At 43.3% G+C, this 18,775-nt stretch carries 19 protein-coding genes, 1 riboswitch and 1 other annotated feature; of the genes, 6 read left to right on the plus strand and 13 right to left on the minus strand.

Going from position 1 to position 18,775, the window contains the following annotated elements:
- The first annotated feature begins 178 nt into the window (after positions 1-178).
- From BLS23_RS14980 to BLS23_RS14990, 3 genes are all read left to right on the plus strand, one after another.
- A complete protein-coding gene (locus BLS23_RS14980; RefSeq protein WP_089653821.1) occupies positions 179-979 on the plus strand; it encodes a DUF4397 domain-containing protein in 801 nt (266 codons plus the stop codon).
- 2 nt (positions 980-981) lie between these two features.
- The gene (locus BLS23_RS14985; protein ID WP_089653823.1) at positions 982-1,662 is read left to right on the plus strand and encodes a class F sortase; all 681 of its coding nucleotides are present in this window, start codon (positions 982-984) and stop codon (positions 1,660-1,662) included.
- Between the two features lie 274 nt (positions 1,663-1,936).
- Entirely contained in the window at positions 1,937-2,485 is a 549-nt protein-coding gene (locus BLS23_RS14990; RefSeq protein ID WP_089653825.1) for a GNAT family N-acetyltransferase, read from the plus strand.
- Positions 2,486-2,669: 184 nt separating this feature from the next.
- Here BLS23_RS14990 and BLS23_RS14995 read toward each other — a convergent pair whose 3' ends face one another.
- The 4 genes from BLS23_RS14995 to BLS23_RS15010 form a co-directional block, all read right to left on the minus strand.
- A complete protein-coding gene (locus BLS23_RS14995) occupies positions 2,670-3,353 on the minus strand; it encodes an RsiV family protein (protein ID WP_244157229.1) in 684 nt (227 codons plus the stop codon).
- Positions 3,354-3,510: 157 nt separating this feature from the next.
- Positions 3,511-4,518 (minus strand): aliphatic sulfonate ABC transporter substrate-binding protein, encoded by a 1,008-nt coding sequence (locus tag BLS23_RS15000; protein ID WP_089653827.1) that lies wholly within the window; start codon positions 4,516-4,518, stop codon positions 3,511-3,513.
- A gap of 18 nt (positions 4,519-4,536) precedes the next feature.
- Entirely contained in the window at positions 4,537-5,295 is a 759-nt protein-coding gene (locus BLS23_RS15005) for an ABC transporter permease (protein ID WP_089653829.1), read from the minus strand.
- The gene (locus BLS23_RS15010; protein ID WP_089653831.1) at positions 5,279-6,064 is read right to left on the minus strand and encodes an ABC transporter ATP-binding protein; all 786 of its coding nucleotides are present in this window, start codon (positions 6,062-6,064) and stop codon (positions 5,279-5,281) included. The genes BLS23_RS15005 and BLS23_RS15010 overlap by 17 nt, the downstream gene beginning before the upstream one ends.
- A gap of 206 nt (positions 6,065-6,270) precedes the next feature.
- Between BLS23_RS15010 and BLS23_RS15015 the strand changes: the two genes are divergently transcribed.
- Both BLS23_RS15015 and BLS23_RS15020 read left to right on the plus strand, forming a co-directional pair.
- A complete protein-coding gene (locus tag BLS23_RS15015) occupies positions 6,271-6,630 on the plus strand; it encodes a Lin0512 family protein (RefSeq protein ID WP_089653833.1) in 360 nt (119 codons plus the stop codon).
- A 123-nt stretch (positions 6,631-6,753) separates the two neighbouring features.
- Positions 6,754-7,113: a Lin0512 family protein gene (locus tag BLS23_RS15020; protein ID WP_089653835.1), complete on the plus strand. Its 360-nt coding sequence runs from the start codon at positions 6,754-6,756 to the stop codon at positions 7,111-7,113.
- Between the two features lie 49 nt (positions 7,114-7,162).
- Here BLS23_RS15020 and BLS23_RS15025 read toward each other — a convergent pair whose 3' ends face one another.
- The 6 genes from BLS23_RS15025 to BLS23_RS15050 form a co-directional block, all read right to left on the minus strand.
- Complete coding sequence (locus tag BLS23_RS15025) at positions 7,163-7,837, minus strand: TraR/DksA C4-type zinc finger protein (RefSeq protein ID WP_089653837.1); 675 nt, start codon at positions 7,835-7,837, stop codon at positions 7,163-7,165.
- A 100-nt stretch (positions 7,838-7,937) separates the two neighbouring features.
- A complete protein-coding gene (locus BLS23_RS15030; protein ID WP_089653839.1) occupies positions 7,938-9,074 on the minus strand; it encodes a bifunctional cystathionine gamma-lyase/homocysteine desulfhydrase in 1,137 nt (378 codons plus the stop codon).
- Positions 9,075-9,078: 4 nt separating this feature from the next.
- Positions 9,079-9,996 carry a PLP-dependent cysteine synthase family protein gene (locus BLS23_RS15035; RefSeq protein WP_089653841.1) on the minus strand — a complete coding sequence of 306 codons (918 nt, stop codon included), beginning with the start codon at positions 9,994-9,996 and terminating at the stop codon, positions 9,079-9,081.
- Positions 9,997-10,016: 20 nt separating this feature from the next.
- The gene (locus BLS23_RS15040; protein ID WP_089653843.1) at positions 10,017-10,478 is read right to left on the minus strand and encodes an S-ribosylhomocysteine lyase; all 462 of its coding nucleotides are present in this window, start codon (positions 10,476-10,478) and stop codon (positions 10,017-10,019) included.
- 4 nt (positions 10,479-10,482) lie between these two features.
- Positions 10,483-11,127 carry a class I SAM-dependent DNA methyltransferase gene (locus BLS23_RS15045; protein ID WP_089653845.1) on the minus strand — a complete coding sequence of 215 codons (645 nt, stop codon included), beginning with the start codon at positions 11,125-11,127 and terminating at the stop codon, positions 10,483-10,485.
- A 165-nt stretch (positions 11,128-11,292) separates the two neighbouring features.
- A complete protein-coding gene (locus tag BLS23_RS15050) occupies positions 11,293-12,465 on the minus strand; it encodes a DEAD/DEAH box helicase (protein ID WP_089653846.1) in 1,173 nt (390 codons plus the stop codon).
- A 745-nt stretch (positions 12,466-13,210) separates the two neighbouring features.
- Between BLS23_RS15050 and BLS23_RS15055 the strand changes: the two genes are divergently transcribed.
- Positions 13,211-14,398 (plus strand): M14 family metallopeptidase, encoded by a 1,188-nt coding sequence (locus BLS23_RS15055; protein WP_089653848.1) that lies wholly within the window; start codon positions 13,211-13,213, stop codon positions 14,396-14,398.
- Positions 14,399-14,456: 58 nt separating this feature from the next.
- Here BLS23_RS15055 and BLS23_RS15060 read toward each other — a convergent pair whose 3' ends face one another.
- From BLS23_RS15060 to BLS23_RS15070, 3 genes are all read right to left on the minus strand, one after another.
- Positions 14,457-14,795, minus strand: coding sequence for a hypothetical protein (locus BLS23_RS15060; protein WP_089653851.1), 339 nt, complete (start codon positions 14,793-14,795; stop codon positions 14,457-14,459).
- Positions 14,796-14,901: 106 nt separating this feature from the next.
- Positions 14,902-16,275, minus strand: a complete 1,374-nt coding sequence (argH, locus tag BLS23_RS15065) for an argininosuccinate lyase (protein WP_089653853.1) — start codon at positions 16,273-16,275, stop codon at positions 14,902-14,904.
- Complete coding sequence (locus tag BLS23_RS15070) at positions 16,268-17,503, minus strand: argininosuccinate synthase (protein ID WP_089653855.1); 1,236 nt, start codon at positions 17,501-17,503, stop codon at positions 16,268-16,270. The genes argH and BLS23_RS15070 overlap by 8 nt, the downstream gene beginning before the upstream one ends.
- A 52-nt stretch (positions 17,504-17,555) precedes the next feature.
- Positions 17,556-17,768, minus strand: a binding site (T-box leader).
- Between the two features lie 929 nt (positions 17,769-18,697).
- Positions 18,698-18,742, plus strand: a riboswitch (PreQ1 riboswitch).
- Positions 18,743-18,775 lie beyond the last annotated feature (33 nt).

Here is an 18,775-nt window from a genome sequence, read left to right on the forward strand (position 1 = left end):
TATGTTCCCAAAAAACATATTGAGCATAGCCAAAGGTTTGAAAGTTGTACAAAGGGTGTATATGATTGATATACAAAACTTGTACAAGAGTTCCATAACGCATTGTGAAAACCCCCATTGTAGAAATTGCCGGTCTAACGCTCGGCAATGGATATAAAAAATTTTAAGGAGTGGGAACATGAAAAAATTGTTTTCGTCATTAGCTGTTGTTGTTTTGATCTTGGGAATCTTCGCACCTTCTGTGTTGGCTGACAGTCACGATCAGAACGCCATGCTACGCGTTCTACACGCATCCCCTGACGCCCCTGCTGTTGATGTCTACTTGAATGATGAAGCTGTTGTTGAAGGTGCTGAATTCAAAGCTGCTACTGATTACATGGAAGTGCCGGCCGGCGAACATACCGTAGAAATTTATGCAGCTGGAACAAAAGGTGAACAAGATCCTGTCATTTCTACCACAGTGAATGTAGAGGCAGGTATGGCTTATACAGCTGCAGCGATTGATAACTTAGAAAACATTCAATTGAAGGCCATCCAAGATTCTATGGAAGCAACTGAAGGTATGGCCAAAGTCCGTGTCGGTCACTTTATTCCTGGTGCACCAGCCGTTGATGTAGGTCCAATTGGTGGAGATGATTTATTCTCCGGTGCAGAATTCCCAATGGTCACCGATTATATGGAAATTGATCCAGGTTCCTACGACCTTGAAGTACGTACAACAGATGGAACACAGTTGATTGATCTTTCAGGTACAAACCTTGAAGCAGGAAAAGTTTACAGTGCTTTCGCTGTTGGAACAGCTGATAACCCAGAAGTATTGCTTCTCCAAGACTCTGCCGCTATGCCGACAATGATGCCTGCTACTGGTTTAGGTGGAACAGCTGACTCCTCATCGAATGCTTGGATGTATGCTGCTCTTCTAGGTGTACTAGCCATGGGTGCTGGCTTTATGCTGACACGTAAACGCTCAGAAGCCTAAAAATGGTAAGAAAACTTTTCCCTTTAGCCCTGGGTCTCCTCGTATTTTTCATCAGTTTCCAATGGCTGAATGAAGAACCTGTAGAGGACCCCAGGGTTCTTTCTACATCTGAAACAACACGCACCCAAGGTGTAGAAGTTAAAAAGGAATCTATAGTCACGGACCAATTAGAGAAGGCACCAGTTAAACAAAATTACAAGCCTGCTGTTCATGCGTCTTCCGAACAATATGGCATCACACCTGACCGGATTGAAATTCCTACGATAGACGTGGATGCCTCGATTCAAGCTCTTGGTTATACACCGGATGGCGGTATGGCGGTTCCAAAAAGCTTGACTGATGTCGGATGGTTTGAACCAGGGACGATGCCTGGAAATCAGGGGAACTCTGTCATTGCAGGACATGTGGATGGAAATAGCGGACCAGCCGTTTTTTATGACCTTAAGGATTTAAGTCCAGGTGATGAAATTCATGTGTACGATGAAAACACCAAGTTGACGTTTGAAGTAAGCAGAATCGAATCTTATCCCTATAAAAATGCTCCCATCAGGGAAATTTTCGGTCCCACAAACACACGCAATTTGAACCTCATCACATGTACAGGGCCTTATGATGATGAAGCTTCTACTTATTCAGAACGATTAGCTGTATTTACTGTTTTAACAGATCGACAGGAACTTTAAAAATTAGTAAAAAAATCCACGTCCATTTTACAAAGATTTTATTCACTTTTTTGATGGAGTGGATTATTATAAGTTTAGATGATATTTTATAAGCTTTTGGTGTAGGGAAGGCAAATGGTGCGCCACCAGTCATGACACTGGTTCTAGTGGGTTCGATTCCCACCCCGAATTTTTGTGAGCAATTGATAAAAATTCGAGGGTGGTCCGAACCGGCCAGTGAACGCCTATTTCCTATGCGTTCGGACCACCCTCCTCATTCAAGGAGGGATTTTTTATGCTAAAAAAGCGTGACTTACATGACGCCCCGGTTTTATTTGAGTTGATGAGCCATCCTGAAGTGTTTCCTTACGTCCGTCACAAAGCATCTTCCAGTGACGAGTTTTACTTTTTGACCAAACAAACCATAGAAGCTGAAGATCGGGGGGAATTGGTTTCACGTACCATCCTTGATGAGTGGGGGCAGCCCATTGGAACCATCAACCTATTCGATATACAGGAAAGCAAAGGCTTTTTAGCTACATGGATCGGTCAGCCTTATTTCGGCAAAGGATACAATCAAATGGCCAAGGAAGCGTTCTTTGAGGAATTGTTTTTCCAATTGAATATAGAAGCTATTTTTATGAAAATCAGACGTACCAACGTCCGTTCGATGAAAGCTGCTCTTAAAATTCCCTATGTATCCATTGGAAACGAGGCTTATCCTGAAGTGTTTTCTTGGATCAACCGCACAGATGATGTCTATGACCTGTATGTCATTACAAAAGATCAATATTTGTTTCATTACTACGGAGAGCAAAATGAAGAAGAAATGTTGGAAGCATAAGCAGTGCTTATGCTTCTTTTCTTTTTATGTTATTAACATTATCCACAAGGTTGTGCACAATGTGAGTAAACGGATTAAACAGCCTAAATACAGAGGTTCTAAACTGCATCCCTTTGTGGGTAAAACTCCCTCCACCAAATGTTAATTATGTGGATATCCTTTAAAAAACGCACTAATACACGATTCAATGTGTGGATAATGTATAGGAAGGTAAAGGAGGCACTTTTTTCTCTAATTCTTCCTTAAGAATTCCTTTTAAAGGGACTGAAATCTCAGGAGTTCCATGGACGCCAGCAGCGACTTCAAATTTATTGAATACGAGCACAAGATGGTCATCCTTCACATAAAAAGCGGTGTTATCTCTTACACCAGCAAACGGCTCTTGCAAATACATCTCCGGATCAGCTTCCAACGCTTTCTTCACTTCCTTATTTAATCGATCGATATACACGAGGTCTTTTAACTTCTTTATTGATCCCCCTCGGTCATCTTGAAAATTGATGGAAGTGACGGTTGAATTGTAGCGATTTCCCCTGGATATGTGGGAGGTCATCACTATAGAATAAAAGGTCTTTTCTTTAAATACCGATGTTTCTTCATAATAAAGATAAGGGACACCCATCATTTCTCCGGCCCCTCTCTTTACGTCTCTCAACGTATCTTCAAGTTTCTGAACGATTTGAAAATTAACGGTATCTTGAAGATCTTTACTTTCCAAGTGCTCAAACCTTGGATAATCGACATGGACTTCCCAATCTTCCGTCACTTTATCTTTATGGACAATTTTATATTCGCTTTCAGCCGTAACCGACTGCCCTGAAATCATAAGTACTCCAATGATGAAAAAAACGATTGAAAAGCGCTTCAAAGAGCATCCCTCCTGTACCTTTTAGTTTGACCTAAATTCCTAAAACTAATGGGATGTTTTAAATAATATTGGCTTTTCACATGCTGATTCCTTTTAAAGAAGAATCAAAAGAAGTCAAGAAAAAAGAGACGGTTGAAATCCCCGCCTCTTTCCTCATTCAATCAAGAAAGCTTGTGTCCACCAGACCAGTCAAGTCCGGCTTTTCTTTCAGAAACTCAAGATCATAAGAAGCATCCGCGAATTTCTGAAGGTTTTCTTCTTTCACTTCATACGTGAAATCAATACGCTCCCATGCACGATCGATAACTTCTTTTGAAAGTTCTTGATCCGTGATGTCTTTGATTTTATTAATGGCGATCTGTTTCGCTTCTTCCGGGTTTTCATTAATAAAGTCTGTCGCTTTTTTGTGAGCTTCTACGATGCTTTCCACCATATCAGGATTTTCATCCACAAGTTTTTGAGAAGTGACGAACACGGCTGCGGGCAATGTTTCACCAAAAGCAACATCCTGGGTGTCGACAAGGACTTTACCGCTTCCTTGTTCCTCTATAGAAGATGCCCAAGGTTCAGGAACGGTGGCCACATCAACATTTTTCGTCTCAAACAAGCTTGCATATGTCGCAGGTTTTCCTGTGACGTGCTTCATTTCTCCATCAATACGGTCGGATGTCAAGCCGAATTCCTCTTTCATCATCGTTTCAAATTGCACATCATGTGTACACCCTACTCTTGGTGAAACAAATGTCTTACCTGCTAAGTCTTCCGGAGATTTAATATCCGATCCTTCTCTAGCCATGATCACTGTACCACCCGTTGAGCCTGCTGCAACAACATTGACTTCCGCTCCACTTGTGAAGTGGTTCATCGCTGGGCCGGGTCCTACAAGTCCTCCTTGGATGTCACCTGTTTCGATTGCTGTCATAAACGAGGAACCATCCGGGAAGTATTGGTAGTTCACTTTTGTCCCGTCCGGCAATGTTTCAGCATACAAATCCTTCGTTTCTGCCACCATACCCGCTACGTGGTTGATATTCGGAAAGTAACCAATCGTAATTTCTTCTGTACTGCCACCATCTTCAGAATTCGCTCCAGCATCATCACTAACGCAAGCAGCGAGCACCAGACTCATGACAGTAAGTGCAACAATGGATAACCACTTTTTCATATTCTCCTCATCTCCTATCTATGATTTCAATAATCCCCAGCGTTTCCTTACATTTCTTTCTAACTTAGAAAAGACCACTTGATCGACCACGGCACCAATGACACCAATGATAATAATAATAGCAATCACTTGATCCATACGTGCATAATCCTGAGCGTACCGTAAAGAGTAACCCAATCCAGGTCCATTGCTTAACAACTCACCAGCCATAAGGGCTCTCCAACTGAAGGCCCAAGCGAGCCTGAGACCTGTCATAAAATAAGGAATACTCGATGGAACTTCCACTCTGAAAAACAAGGGAATTCCATTGGTCCCCATCGTCCTCGCAGCACGGACCAACTGCGGGGGAACACTATAGATGGCCGTCCGTACGTTCAAAGCCATGACGAACGTACCTCCAAGGACGACAACGAATACAACGGCAAATTCAGAAAAACCGAAAAGCATGATCGCAAGCGGCACCCAAACAATGCTCGGAATACTCTGTAAGGCGATGAGATACATTCCTGCCGTTTCATCCGCCTGCTTCGATTTCCCGAGCAGGACCCCTATTACGGTCCCAAACAAAATAGCAAGGGACAAGCCCATGAATAAATGACGGAAACTCGCGCCCAATGCTTTAATGAAATCACCATCAGCAAAACCTTCGTACAAAGCGCCGGCCACTTTGATTGGTGATGGAAACACGATATCTTCAAATACACCGATGGAATACACTAACTGCCATAAACCTAAAACAACAACTAAAAATCCAATCCTCTTAATAGCTAGCTTCATGAAGTTCTTCCCTCAATACTTTATTGATTTCACCTTCCAGCAAATCCATCACCTTCCGCTCAAGCTCGATGACTCTTTCATCGTCCCTCTTCCTAGGCCGTGGAAGGTCGATGGAAAAGTCAGCGATGATCCGTCCTGGTCGTGTACCCATGACGACGACCCGATCCGATAATTTAATCGCTTCCTGAATGCTGTGGGTGACGAACAGAATGGTCTTTTGTGTCTCCTGCCAAATCTTCATCAGTTCTTCATGCAGAATATGTCTCGTCTGTTCATCCAGGGCCCCGAACGGTTCATCCATGAGTAACACTTTAGGATCCATGGCAAGGGCTCTTGCAATCGCTACCCGCTGCTGCATTCCTCCAGAAAGCTCATGGGTGTAATTTTCTTTAAATCTGCTGAGGTGGACCATCTGTAAGAAACGATCCGCTCTCTCTTCCGCCTCTTTTTTTGACCCATGCCCCTTCAAAGGAAAAAGAACATTTTCCTTTACATTCAGCCATGGAAAAAGCGACGGTTGTTGAAAGACCATTCCTCGGTCAGGTCCAGCTTTCTTAATTTCTTCTCCCTCCAACCGGATGGAGCCTGATGTGACGTCTTCCAGCCCTGCAACCATTGAAAGAAGCGTCGATTTTCCACATCCGGAGGGGCCTAGGAGTGAAACAAATTGATTCTCCTCAATATTCAAATCGATTTCAGAAAAGACCTCAAAACTGCCTTCTTCTTTATCGTTAAAGGTCTTTCCGACTTCCTCCATCTTTAAAAACAATATGCCTCACCCTTATCATTATAATTCCTATCGAAATAGTATGCTTTATGGTTATATTATTAGATTATACAGTTGAACAGAATATTGTGTCAATGGACGGTTAATATTCCTTCCACTGTCTTTAAACTCTTCATGTTTCACTTCGTTTATTACGTGTTAAACACTTAGTAAAGCAACAAAAATTTATTTAGAAGGGTGGTTAGCCAATGGATCAAATAATCTTCATTCAGACAGGTACTGGAATTGATGTTCATGGTCAAGATATTACAAAGGCATCCGTTCGCGCCATCGAGAATGCCATCCATTCAAATTCAATGCCGGGTGTCCAGGAAGCATTGCCAGAAGAATCTATGGAAAATATGAAAACCACTGTCAAACTAGCCTTACCTTGCGACATTGATGAATTAAATTACACCAAAATTAAAGAAGCGATTCCGTACGGGCAGGTGGAAATCAAGTTAATGGATGGCGGAATGCGCACGACAAGTGGCATCACTTTAAATGAAGAGGGAGATCATAACGACCAAATGTATATGGTCAATGCTTCTGTAGAAGTGGGATATTGATCTTCTAAAAGTCAGGGACTACTCCCTGACTTTTTATATAAGAATAGCGATAACGCTATGGAAATCAAAGTAGTTGCTTTTCACATTATGCTATGATGGAGAAAAAGAAAAGGTGGAATATAAGTGGAACAATTGATGTTTATTCAAACTGGAATGGGAACAGATGTGCATGGTCAAGATGTGACAAAAGCTTCAATTAGGGCCATCAAAAATGCCATACATACGAATTCCATGCCAGGAATCCGTTCTGTACTTCCTCAAAAGTCTTTAGACAATATGAAAATTAACGTGAAATTAGCATTACCCTGCGACTTGGACAAAATTGATTATGATCAAGTCAAAGAAGCCATTCCTTACGGGGAAGTTAACGTAGAAGTATTGGAAGGCGGTATGCTCACTACGAGTGGCATCGTCTTAGAGGATAAACAAGATAAAAATGACCTCATGTATATTGTCAACGCAGCAGTAGAAGTCGGATATTGAAAGAGACATTTCCATACAAAACGCCAGGGCGATCGCCCTGGCGTTTTAGTTAGTACTTATCTTCTGCTTCATCCTGACTATCCATGTATTTATCATAATGCTCATTACGCTGAAAGCTTACCCCATCAGGGCCTGTATAACCATTCATATCTGTAGATACAAAAGGCTCGAATTCTTCTACATACCCCACACCATCTTGATTATCCATTAAAGATGAATCGTCATAAGTCATGCTGCTCTGATTAAAAGAAGCTACTTGTTCATAAGCATTTTGTTCATTATACTCCGGATCATCAGCGTTACGACCATAGTTATTTTCTAAATCTGTAATCACATCTTCTTCCACAGGTCGATCTCCTGATATATCTTGATTCGACGAAGCTTTCGCAATGGTCCGTGCAGTCGGAATCGCCGCTAACCTTTCCTTCGGAATTTGTCTTCCTGTTTCTTCACAAATTCCATAGGTACCCTGTTGAATTTGTTTTAATGAGTATTGAATATCTGATAATTCTTCTTCCAAATGCCCAAGCAAGGCCATATCTTTTTCACGCTCATAAAGTTCAGTGCCTGAATCAGCTGGGTGATTGTCATATTGTGACAATTCCCCTGATGCCATATCACTTGCGAAACCTCTATCTAAGCCAAAGTGATTATTGTCAATCAAACGTTGTTCGATTTCTCTTTTACGATCTTCCAATTGTTTTTTATAATGTGTGTAATCCATGTCATCTTCACTCCTGATCGATTATCCTTTTTAGTGTGGCTCAGGTGATCAGGAGCTATACAAAAAGGAGCGCCGCTTTACAGAAGTGCTCCTTTTCCTACTACTTTCTTAATGCTTGTAAAAAATCTTCCTTCAGATCCTCGATATCTTCAAGGCCGATGGATACGCGGACGAGACCATCTGTAATGCCGAGTTCTGCACGTCGCTCTTTTGGAATAGAGGCGTGAGTCATCATCGCAGGGACTGAGATAAGACTTTCGACGGCTCCAAGGCTTTCTGCCAATGTGAAATATTTTACGTTGCGGAGAACTTGATCGGCTTTTTCTCCACTGCCGACATCAAAGCTGATCATACCGCCGTTCCCGCGCGCTTGTTTTTGGTGAACGCCGCTTCCTTTATGATGGTCGAGGCCTGGATAATAGATATCTGTCACTTCTGGAAGTTCTTGTAGAAACTCGACGAATTGTCTTGTGTTTTCTTCAATTTCTTCCATGCGGATCCCGAGGGTTTTGATTCCTCTCATAAGAAGCCATGAGTCCTGGGGACCTAAAACACCGCCAGTAGAATTCAGTACAAAATGGACATCTTCTGCAAGCTGCTCATTGTTCACTACGACAAGCCCAGCAACGACATCGCTGTGCCCTCCTAGATATTTGGTTGCACTATGCAAGACAATGTCAGCTCCAAACTCAATGGGATTTTGCCAGTATGGGGTGCTGAAGGTATTATCGACGATAAACGTCAAGTCTTGTTCATTCGCCAAAGCGGACACTTTTTCTAAGTCCGTCACTTTAAGCAACGGATTTGTTGGTGTTTCCACATAGATGGCTTTTGTACGATCCGTGATCGCTGACTTGATATTATCTACGTCACTTGTATCAATAAAGCTTGCTTCTAATCCAAAACGCTGGATGACTTTGGATACAAGACGGTACGTGCCCCCGTACACATCATCTGTAAAAATCACATGATCTCCATGATTAAAAGTCATAAGCACAGCTGTGATGGCAGCCATACCTGAACCAAAAGCGAAACCTTTGTGGCCGCCTTCTAAATCCTTGATCAGTTCTTCCAATGCAAAACGTGTCGGATTTCCCGTTCGAGAGTATTCATATCCACGATGTTGACCGACTCCATCTTGTTTGTAGGTACTCACCTGATAGATAGGAACGCTGACAGCTCCGGTCTTTTCATCCCCTGTAATTCCCCCGTGGATGAGCTGTGTTTTTTTCCTCATGTCATCACTCCTCATATATGCCTTGGCTTAAATATCGTTCGCTACTGTCCGGAAAGATGGTTACGATTCTTGCTCCTGGCTTCGCCTTTTCAGCTTCTCTCCATGCAGCTTCAAAGGCTGCTCCAGATGAACTGGCTACGAGCAAACCTTCATTTAAAGCCAGTTCTTTTACACGACGGAAAGCTATTTCATCTGAAATGGTATGAATCGCATCAAAATAATCGGGATTCATATAAAAAGGCAGAAACTCCATTCCTATTCCCTCTGTACGGTGCGGTCCAGGTTCTCCCCCATTTAAAATGGAGCCTTCTGGTTCAACGATCACAGTTTTAACATGTTCCATTCGCTCTTTTAAATAACGGGAAGTCCCCATAAATGTACCACCAGTACCAGCACCAGCGACGAAAACATCAACATCTCCATTCATATCATTAAAAATTTCCGGTCCGAGGGTATCATAATAAGCATCTGGATTCGCTTGATTATGAAACTGCTGAGGGCTGAATGAAGAAGGAATTTCCTTGCACAATTGTTCGGCTTTCTCTATAGCGCCCTTCATCCCTTTTTCAGTAGGCGTGTTTACGACTTGAGCTCCTAAGGCTCTCATCAAAGTTTGTTTCTCTTGACTGAACTTCTCTGGTGTCACAAAAATGACGGTGATTTCTTTTCCAATCGCAGCAAGTGCAAGGCCAATTCCTGTATTTCCTGCCGTGGGTTCAATGATCGTTCCCCCAGCCTTCAACAATCCACGTTCTACCGCATCCTCAATCAGTTTTAAACCCAGACGGTCTTTGATGCTTCCGCCTGGGTTCATGAATTCAAGCTTAGCAAAAATTCTAGCTTGATTCGGGATTTCGGAATGAGTGAGTTCGATCATAGGTGTCTGACCAATTAATGATTGTATATTCTTCACGTAACCCATCGCATCCTCATCTCCCGTTATTATTGAAAAACTTCCGTCCATTCATCGCGTTTTTCCAGTAATTCTTTCGCAAGCTTCTGTGCTCCTTCAAGGCTGTGACTCGCAGCAAATCCGCACTGCACTTCATTGCAGGCAGGAACTTCGTCCGCTTCCAAAACATCCTGAAGAGTCTTCTCGATTACATCAAGCACGTTATCATAGCTGTCGTCATTCAGGATGGCAATATAGAAGCCTGTTTGGCAGCCCATCGGTCCAATATCGACAATGCGATCATGGTGATTCCGGCTGTTTTCTGCCATCAAATGCTCGAGAGAATGAAGGGCTGGCATTTCCATATGTTCCTGGTTCGGCTGCTTGATACGAAGATCATATTTGTAGATTTTATCTCCGTTTTCTCCTTCTGTCACTCCTACTAGACGTACGTAAGGGGCACTAACTTTCGTGTGGTCAAGATTAAAGCTTTCAACATTCATTTTTGGCATGTGATCATCCTTCTCCTTTTTCAGCCTGAATGAGCCAGGCGTATTTGTTCAGTTGTTCAAAATTCACCTCAAACCCGTTGAGGACAAACATCTCTCTTAGTTCTTCTAGAAATGGGTAGTATTCTTCCTGCAAATCCTGCGCTAAATTTAAAAATCCTTGTTTTTCTGCGGATATAATTAACTGTTGTTTATGTTCTTCGTTCTTAAAGATGGTGTCTATAAAAACTACTTTCCCATCATTTTCAAGACGATTTCGAAAGCTCTGAATGGCTTCGACTTTCTCACTGGTCGTCAAATGATGAAAAGCGAATGAACTGATAATGGACCGGATGGGTGTTAAGAGTTTAGGGTAATCCAGAAAGTTGCCATCATAAATAGCTGCTTCCGGGCACTTGACTTTAGCGATTCTTCGCATTTCAGAGGAAGGCTCAATGCCAAGCACGACCTTGTTCTGATCGATGACCTTTCTCGTCAAATTTGCTGTACCCACTCCGAATTCCATAACCGGGGATACGGAAAGCTCCGCTAAGCGCGCCAACATTTCATCGTACCCTTCAAACACTTCACGATATTCCGGATCTTTACCAGCCACTGTATCGTCATATGAACTCGCCCATTGGTTGAATAGGTCGACGAATTCCATCCCCATAAATTTCATCTCTCCTCATTATTTATAATTCCAATGCGTTAACTCGGAATTATGTTTATAATGTATCATATTTCATAACTCCCCTCAATGTTATTGTTTTTTATCAGTAATTTTTTTTAATGAAAAAAGCAAAAACCAGAGTCTAGAAGGGACTCTGGTTTTTGCTTATCTTCTTCGTTTTTTATGTCGGGAAGTTTTTTCTTCCTCTTTTTCTCTTTTTCCAGGGGAAAGATGCTCCATAGACCTTCTTTCTAACTTTTGTTTGATATGCTGTTCAATTTGTTTAAGAGCAGTCTTATCTTTAGGCGCAGCAAAAGTAATCGCCAACCCTTTGCCTCCTGCTCTTCCTGTTCTGCCGATCCTGTGAATATAACTTTCAGGGTCTTGTGGAATATCATAGTTCAACACATGGGTGATTCCTTCTACATCCAGGCCTCTAGCCGCTACGTCTGTAGCTACAAGGTACTGAATTTTAGCATCACGGAAACGCTGCATGACTTTCTCCCTTTTGGCTTGAGAAAGGTCACCGTGCAGCTCATCGGATTCATATCCTTTGGCGGTCAAGGCGTCATTCAACTTTTTCGCTCTGCGTTTCGTTCTACAGAAAATGACCGCAAGAAATGGTCGGTGTTCACTCATGATTTGAATAAGAGCATCTTGTTTAGCTCGATCGGTCGTTTCATATAACAGTTGTTTGATGTTAGAGACCGTCACTTTCTCTTCTTTCACTTCAATACGCTCTGGATCATGCGTGATTTTTTTTGCTAAGGAATGGACTTGTGAAGTGATTGTCGCTGAAAATAACATCGTTTGCCTTTCTGCTCCACACTGTCCAATAATCTCTTGCACATCAGGAAGAAATCCTGCTTCCAACATTTGATCGGCTTCATCAATGACAAGCTGCTGAATATTGGTCAGTTCGACAGTTTCTCGTCTTAAATGATCCAACAAACGACCTGGAGTCGCGATGACAATATGGGCTTTTCCATTCAATTTGTTCGCTTGTTTAGCTACATCCTGCCCACCATACACCGCAAGGACATGAGTTTCATCATTTTTCAGCTTGTTCACTTCATGAGTGATCTGCAAAGCTAATTCTCTTGTCGGGGTGATGATTAAAGCTTGAACAGTTCCCAAGGACGGGTCTACCTTTTCTAAAATAGGCAAAACAAATGCGAACGTCTTCCCTGTCCCGGTCTGTGCTTGGGCAATGATGTCTTTTCCATCCATTAGAGGTGGAATCGCACGTTCCTGTACGGGAGTCGGAGAAGCAATCCCCTGCTTCTGCAGCTTTTCAGTCAACTCTTTCGATATTCCTAATTTTTCAAATGGTTTCATCTATTATTCACTACTTTCTATAAAATTAATTCCGTCATTCATCCCACATAAGCTCTCGTTTGTGGAAGACTCAGTTTCGAGACTTTTGTTGAGTGGATGGGGGCTACGGGGAATAGCTCGCTTTCCGCGGGAGCGCGGTGAGCCTCCTCGGACTACGTCCTGTGGGGTCTCACCAAGCACTTTTTTCCCGCAGGAGTCTCGCCATTCCCCTCCGCCCTTTGCCATATAAGTATTTCGAAACCACTTCCGGAATAAGCCGCTTTTATGCCCATGGTAATTGGAAGGGAATGAACTCCTAAGGACGCTATTCTGCATACGAAAAGCTTGTTATAGAGCGCTTTATGCTTATAACAACAGGATAGTGGAAGGCACCCTCACACAGTAAAGGGGTTCGTTTCTCATCTTCATGGAATGGGGTGGTTGGGAAGCTGCGAGACTCCCGTGGGAGAAGGAGACAGGCGAGATCCCGCAGGGCGGTAGCCCGAGGAAGCTCGGCGCTCCCCCACAGGAAAGCGAGTTGCTTCCCAGCCACCCCTGACGCGCAACTCAGCAACGAACCCCAAAACATCTCGAAACTGAGTCTTCCACAATCCTGCCAGTTAGTTGAAGAAGACCATTCCTTTATTGTACCTGAAAAAAGATCGTTATGTTGGGATTGTAGAAAATTGAAGGCGAGATGTTCGTTCATTAATTGAGCTATTTTCCATATAGTTATAAAAAGGACTGTAAAAAAGGAGGGGCTCTTATGGACGTTAAAGTAAGAAGTGGGGACACGTTATGGTACTATTCGAATCTTTTTAACGTACCGTTGGATTTAATCATAGATTCTAATCCACAAGCGGACCCATCTTCACTTCAGATTGGACAAACCATTCGTATCCCCGGCTATGAAACGAGTCAATATCGGATACAATCCGGCGATACTTTTTGGAAAATCGCCAGCGAGCGTCGTATTTCATTAGATGCGATTGCTTTATTAAACCCTTCCGTCAATCCTAGAATGCTTCAAATCGGTCAGGTTTTATTCCTTCCCGTTCAAGTAACCTATAGAGTTGTAGATGGAAACCGTCCTTATGATTTCAACGTGCTCACAACTGATTTGAATGAACTTTACGAACTCTACCCGTTTGTTAGAAGAGAGACGATTGGAAGTAGTGTGATGGGAAAAGATCTTGTTGAACTTCAAATCGGCCGTGGTCCAAAAGTTGTGCATTGGAACGGATCGTTTCATGCAAATGAATGGATTACCACAGCAGTAATCATGCAATTTCTTAATGACTACTTGCTGGCCTTAACAAATAAAGAGACCATTCGAGGGCTGGAAATCGCCCCTTTTTACAATGAAGTGACACTCTCCATTGTTCCCATGGTCGACCCTGATGGTGTAGACCTCGTTTTGAACGGACCGCCTGAAGGGGAATTTGGGGAGTTGGCACTAACTATCAATGACGGGAACACTGATTTCTCTGGCTGGAAAGCAAATATTCGCGGAGTGGATTTGAATAACCAATACCCTGCCAAATGGGAAGTGGATGCAGCAAGAAAACCAACCTCCCCTGCGCCAAGAGATTTCCCTGGTTATCAACCGTTGACGGAGCCTGAGACGGTTGCAATGGCTGAGCTTGCCGGTGCCCGTAATTTCGAAAAGATGCTTGCTTTCCATACACAAGGAGAAGTAATTTATTGGGGATATGAGGGGCTTGAACCTCCTCGCTCCATGACGATTGTCAACGAATTTGAAAGAGTCAGCGGTTACAAACCCATCCGTTATGTAGATAGTTTTTCCGGCTATAAGGACTGGTTTATACAAGATTTCCGACAACCTGGCTTCACTGTAGAACTTGGGCTTGGAGTAAATCCTCTACCTCTTGAACAGTTTGATGAAATCTACCAGGAAACAATAGGGATCTTTTTGGCAAGTTTGTACATGTAGACACAATGGAAAGTTTCTAACAAAACCCCTGCGGAATTTAGTCTCCGCAGGGGTTTTGTTAGAAATCTTTTTTGTCCATATGACCATTGTGATCTTTGATCACTTGAATGGCCCGATCGTACTCCTCTTCTTTTACTGAAAAATGAAGCACGTGGGTCAAATGCTTTTTATCAGATAGTGCACTATCACGGTCATGCTTAGGGGAGACGACCTCTGTAAAGTTGAACGTTCCTCCACCTGAATTCGTTGAACCTGCCACAGGGACAATTGGGGTCATATCTGTATCCTCAGGAATCGCTTCTACTGTATCCTGATCAACCGATAAAGATTGCAACGATGCTTTTGCACTTTCTGCGTCATTTTCTGTTGAAAAGTAAGCTTGAATGGTTTTCGCCATACGATCATCCCTCTCTATAAAAGGTAGTATGGTTATATTATCCTTCCCTCCTCATTTTCAAACCCTTGACGAACCTCTGGGTGGGCCAAAGAAAAGAACACCTCTCCTACGAGAGATGTTCTTTTGCCAATTGGATTTGTTTATTCACTTGATCGAACCCTGTTCCACCCTCACTGTTACGGGCAGCTACGACTTGGTTCGGATTCAATTTTTCAAAAATATCCGCTTCAAAAAGTGGGGAGAAATCCTGGTATTCCTCAAGGGTCAGATCCAACAAATATTTTTCTTGTTGAATAGAATACAAAACAATTTTCCCGATCACTTCATGCGCTTCTCTGAACGGCATGCCTTTGACTGCCAAATAATCCGCTATATCTGTGGCATTCGAATAATCTTCATTTACAGCATTCTTCATTTGATCCCCTTTAACATGCATCGATGCAAGCATCGGCGCTAACAAAGACAAGGCTCCTTCAAGAGTCTCAACCGTATCGAACATTCCCTCTTTGTCTTCCTGCATATCTTTGTTGTAAGCGAGAGGCAGCCCTTTCAGTAAGGTGAGCAATCCCATCAAATGCCCATAGATTCTTCCCGTTTTTCCACGGAGGAGTTCTGGAACATCAGGGTTCTTCTTCTGAGGCATGATGCTTGAACCTGTACAAAAGGCATCATCCAATTCAACGAATTGAAACTCCTGGCTTCCCCATAAAATCAGCTCTTCGGACAAGCGTGAAATGTGTGTAATCATAATAGAGGAAATAGATAAGAACTCAAGTATAAAATCACGATCACTGACGGCATCCAATGAATTCGGATAAGGCTGATCGAACCCTAAAGCATCGGATGTCATTTGTCTGTCAATCGGATAAGGCGTTCCTGCAAGAGCCGCAGCCCCAAGCGGAGACCAGTTGATCCGCTTCAAACTATCCTGCAAACGTTCCTTATCCCTTTCAAACATCCAAAAGTAAGCCATTAAATGGTGACCAAAAGAGACGGGCTGGGCACGCTGCAAATGGGTGTACCCCGGCAGAATGGTTTCCACATGCTTTTCCGCCTGCTCCACCAAGGACGATTGAACCGCCTCTACCAGCTCCATCAATCCATTCGTCTTTTCACGTAAATAAAGGTGCATATCTGTCGCCACTTGATCGTTCCGGCTTCTTCCGGTATGCAACTTCCCTCCGACCGATCCGATCTCATCAATGAGCAGTTTTTCTATATTCATGTGAATATCTTCGTGCTCCACAGAAAAAGTGACGTCTCCTTTCTTCACTTTCTCTTTGATCGTAAGCAGCCCTTCCTTGATTTGCATCACTTCACTCATTTCGATAATGTCACACGCACCGAGCATTTCCACATGAGCGATACTACCTTCGATATCCTGTAATGCCAGCTTTTGATCAAAAGTGATGGAAGAGGTGTACTCTTCCACCAATTTATTTGTGGGCTTTGTAAACCGGCCGCCCCATAGTTTAGTCATGCTGGCTCACCACCGCTTGGTCCAGTAACTTCTCTCCTTTATGAACGTCTGCATGGACTTTTGTCGGCAGTCCCCACAACTTAATGAATCCGACAGCTGCATTATGATCAAACGCATCTTCTTTCGAATAAGTGGAAAGTTCTTCATTATATAGACTGACCGGTGATTTCTTACCAATCACTGTATGGTGTCCCTTGAACAACTTCACTCTAACGGTTCCTGTGACAACCTGCTGTGTCGAATCAATGAATGCAGATAGAGCCGGTTGTAGTGGTGAATACCATAGACCATCGTATATGATTTTGGAAAGCTGCTGATCAACATTAGCTTTATATTGGGAAACCTCTCTTGTTTGTGTCAAAAATTCCAGTTCTTTATGGGCATTGATCAAAATCATAGCTCCAGGGTTTTCATACACTTCTCTCGATTTAATTCCTACAAGACGATTTTCTGTATGATCAATTCTACCAACCCCATGTTTGCCGCCGAGTTCGTTCAAGTACTCAATTAAAGGAACAAGATCCATTTTTTCTCCGTTCAATCCGACTGGCTTTCCTTCTATGAAATCAATCTCAATGGTCTCCGGCTGATCTGGCGTCTCTTCAATCGGATTGGTCCAGGCATATGCCGCTTCCGGAGCTTCTTTCCAAGGATCTTCAAGAACTCCTGCTTCACAAGCACGCCCCCAGATGTTTGCATCAATAGAGAATGGGTTTTCTAGATTGACAGGAACCGGGATTCCTTTTTCTTCTGCATAAATGATTTGTTCATCACGTGTCATTCCCCATTCACGAACAGGAGCAATGACTTCAAGATCAGGATTCAATGCCTGTATGGAAACTTCAAAACGCACCTGGTCGTTTCCCTTTCCTGTACAACCGTGAGCGACAGCCACCGCTCCCTCCTGCTCTGCCACTTCAACGAGCAGTTTAGAGATGAGCGGGCGGGAAAGAGCAGAAGATAATGGATACTTCCCTTCATAAAGAGCATTTGCTTTAAGAGCCGGCATCAAATATTCTTCAGCCAATATCTCTTTGGCATCTACCATAATTGCCTTGATCGCTCCTACATCCAGCGCCTTTTTACGAATGGTTTCCAAGTCTTTCCCTTCACCAACATCCAATCCTAGAGCGATCACATCATACCCATACTTTTCTTGAATCCACTTAACAGAAATCGATGTGTCCAATCCACCGGAATAAGCTAATACTACTTTTGGTTTTGTCATATTAATAACCTCCTCGTTTATTGTCCATAAAAAAATCCGTCTCCTACCTGGGGTAAGAGACGGATTTTGAATCATCCGCGGTGCCACTCTCATTGTCTGTATTTCAGACCAACTCGAAGCTGATAACGGGGGCTCCCGGTTCTGGCTACTTTATTCACCGAACATCTCAGAAGTGCGTTTCCGTATCAATCCGTCACCAGGCTTCCACCACCCCCGGCTCGCTGTCGACCAACTTCATACGTACTCTCTTCGTCCACGAATGTATTTTTATAATGAATTGTTTATAATTATACAAAATCATATGCAGAAGTCAACACATAAAATACATTCATAGAAAAAGTTTTTTTCAGATTGCCATTTTCATAGCCCCATATTCAACTAAAGCTCCCTTTTCTGGAAGACTCAGTTTCAAGATAACCGGGGTTCGTTTGCCGTATTCGGAGTCAGGGGTGGTTGGGAAGCTACTCGCTTTCCTGTGGGGGAGCGCCGAGCTTCCTCAGGCTATCGCCTTGCGGGATCTCGCCTATCTCCTTCTCCCACGGGAGTCTCGCAGCTTCCCAACAACCCCATTCCATGTAAGGGAGAAACGAACCCCTATATCGAGAAGGAGTTTCTCCCACTGTCTCTCCTAAGCATGCATAAAGCGCTCTGTATCAAGCTTTTACGTTGTGAATGCCAGCTGTAGAGGGGGTTATATTATCCACTCCCCTCTATCATACAAGCTGATTTTTCCAGAAGTGGTTTCGAGAATCTTCCATGGCAAAGGGGCGGAGGGGAATGGGGAGACTCCTACCTTAAGTGTGCAGGCGCCTCGATCAGCGGCGTATGGACTGGACTGAGCTGGCGGAGATAAAGGAAACACGAAGAACGGAGTGATTCGATGTTGACTTATCGTACAAAAGCGAGGGAAGTCTCACTAGCCGCTAGGCGCCGGAACCGGATATTGAAGAGGAAAAGAGTGCTTGGTGAGACCCCGCAGAGCGAAGCTCGAGGAGGCTCACCAAGCTCCCGCGGAAAGCGAGCTATTCCCCGCAGCCCCCATCCCCTCAACAAGAGTCTCGAAACTGAGTCTTCCACAATCCTGCCATCTTGTTTATTAAAGCTAAATGTAAATCATTTGTATATGGCAGGGTTTCCAGGGGCATATTCTCGTGTTAAGATGAGTAGGGTAAATTAAATAAAGTCTGCTTCAGGGCAGGAGAGGTTCTAGCGACACCCTCTATAAAAAACTAAGGATGGAACTGTACCTTGCCTTAGGTGCGGTTTTTTTTA

Origin of the sequence: Halobacillus aidingensis (genome assembly GCF_900104185.1) — a bacterium.
Lineage (GTDB): Bacteria > Bacillota > Bacilli > Bacillales > Halobacillaceae > Halobacillus > Halobacillus aidingensis.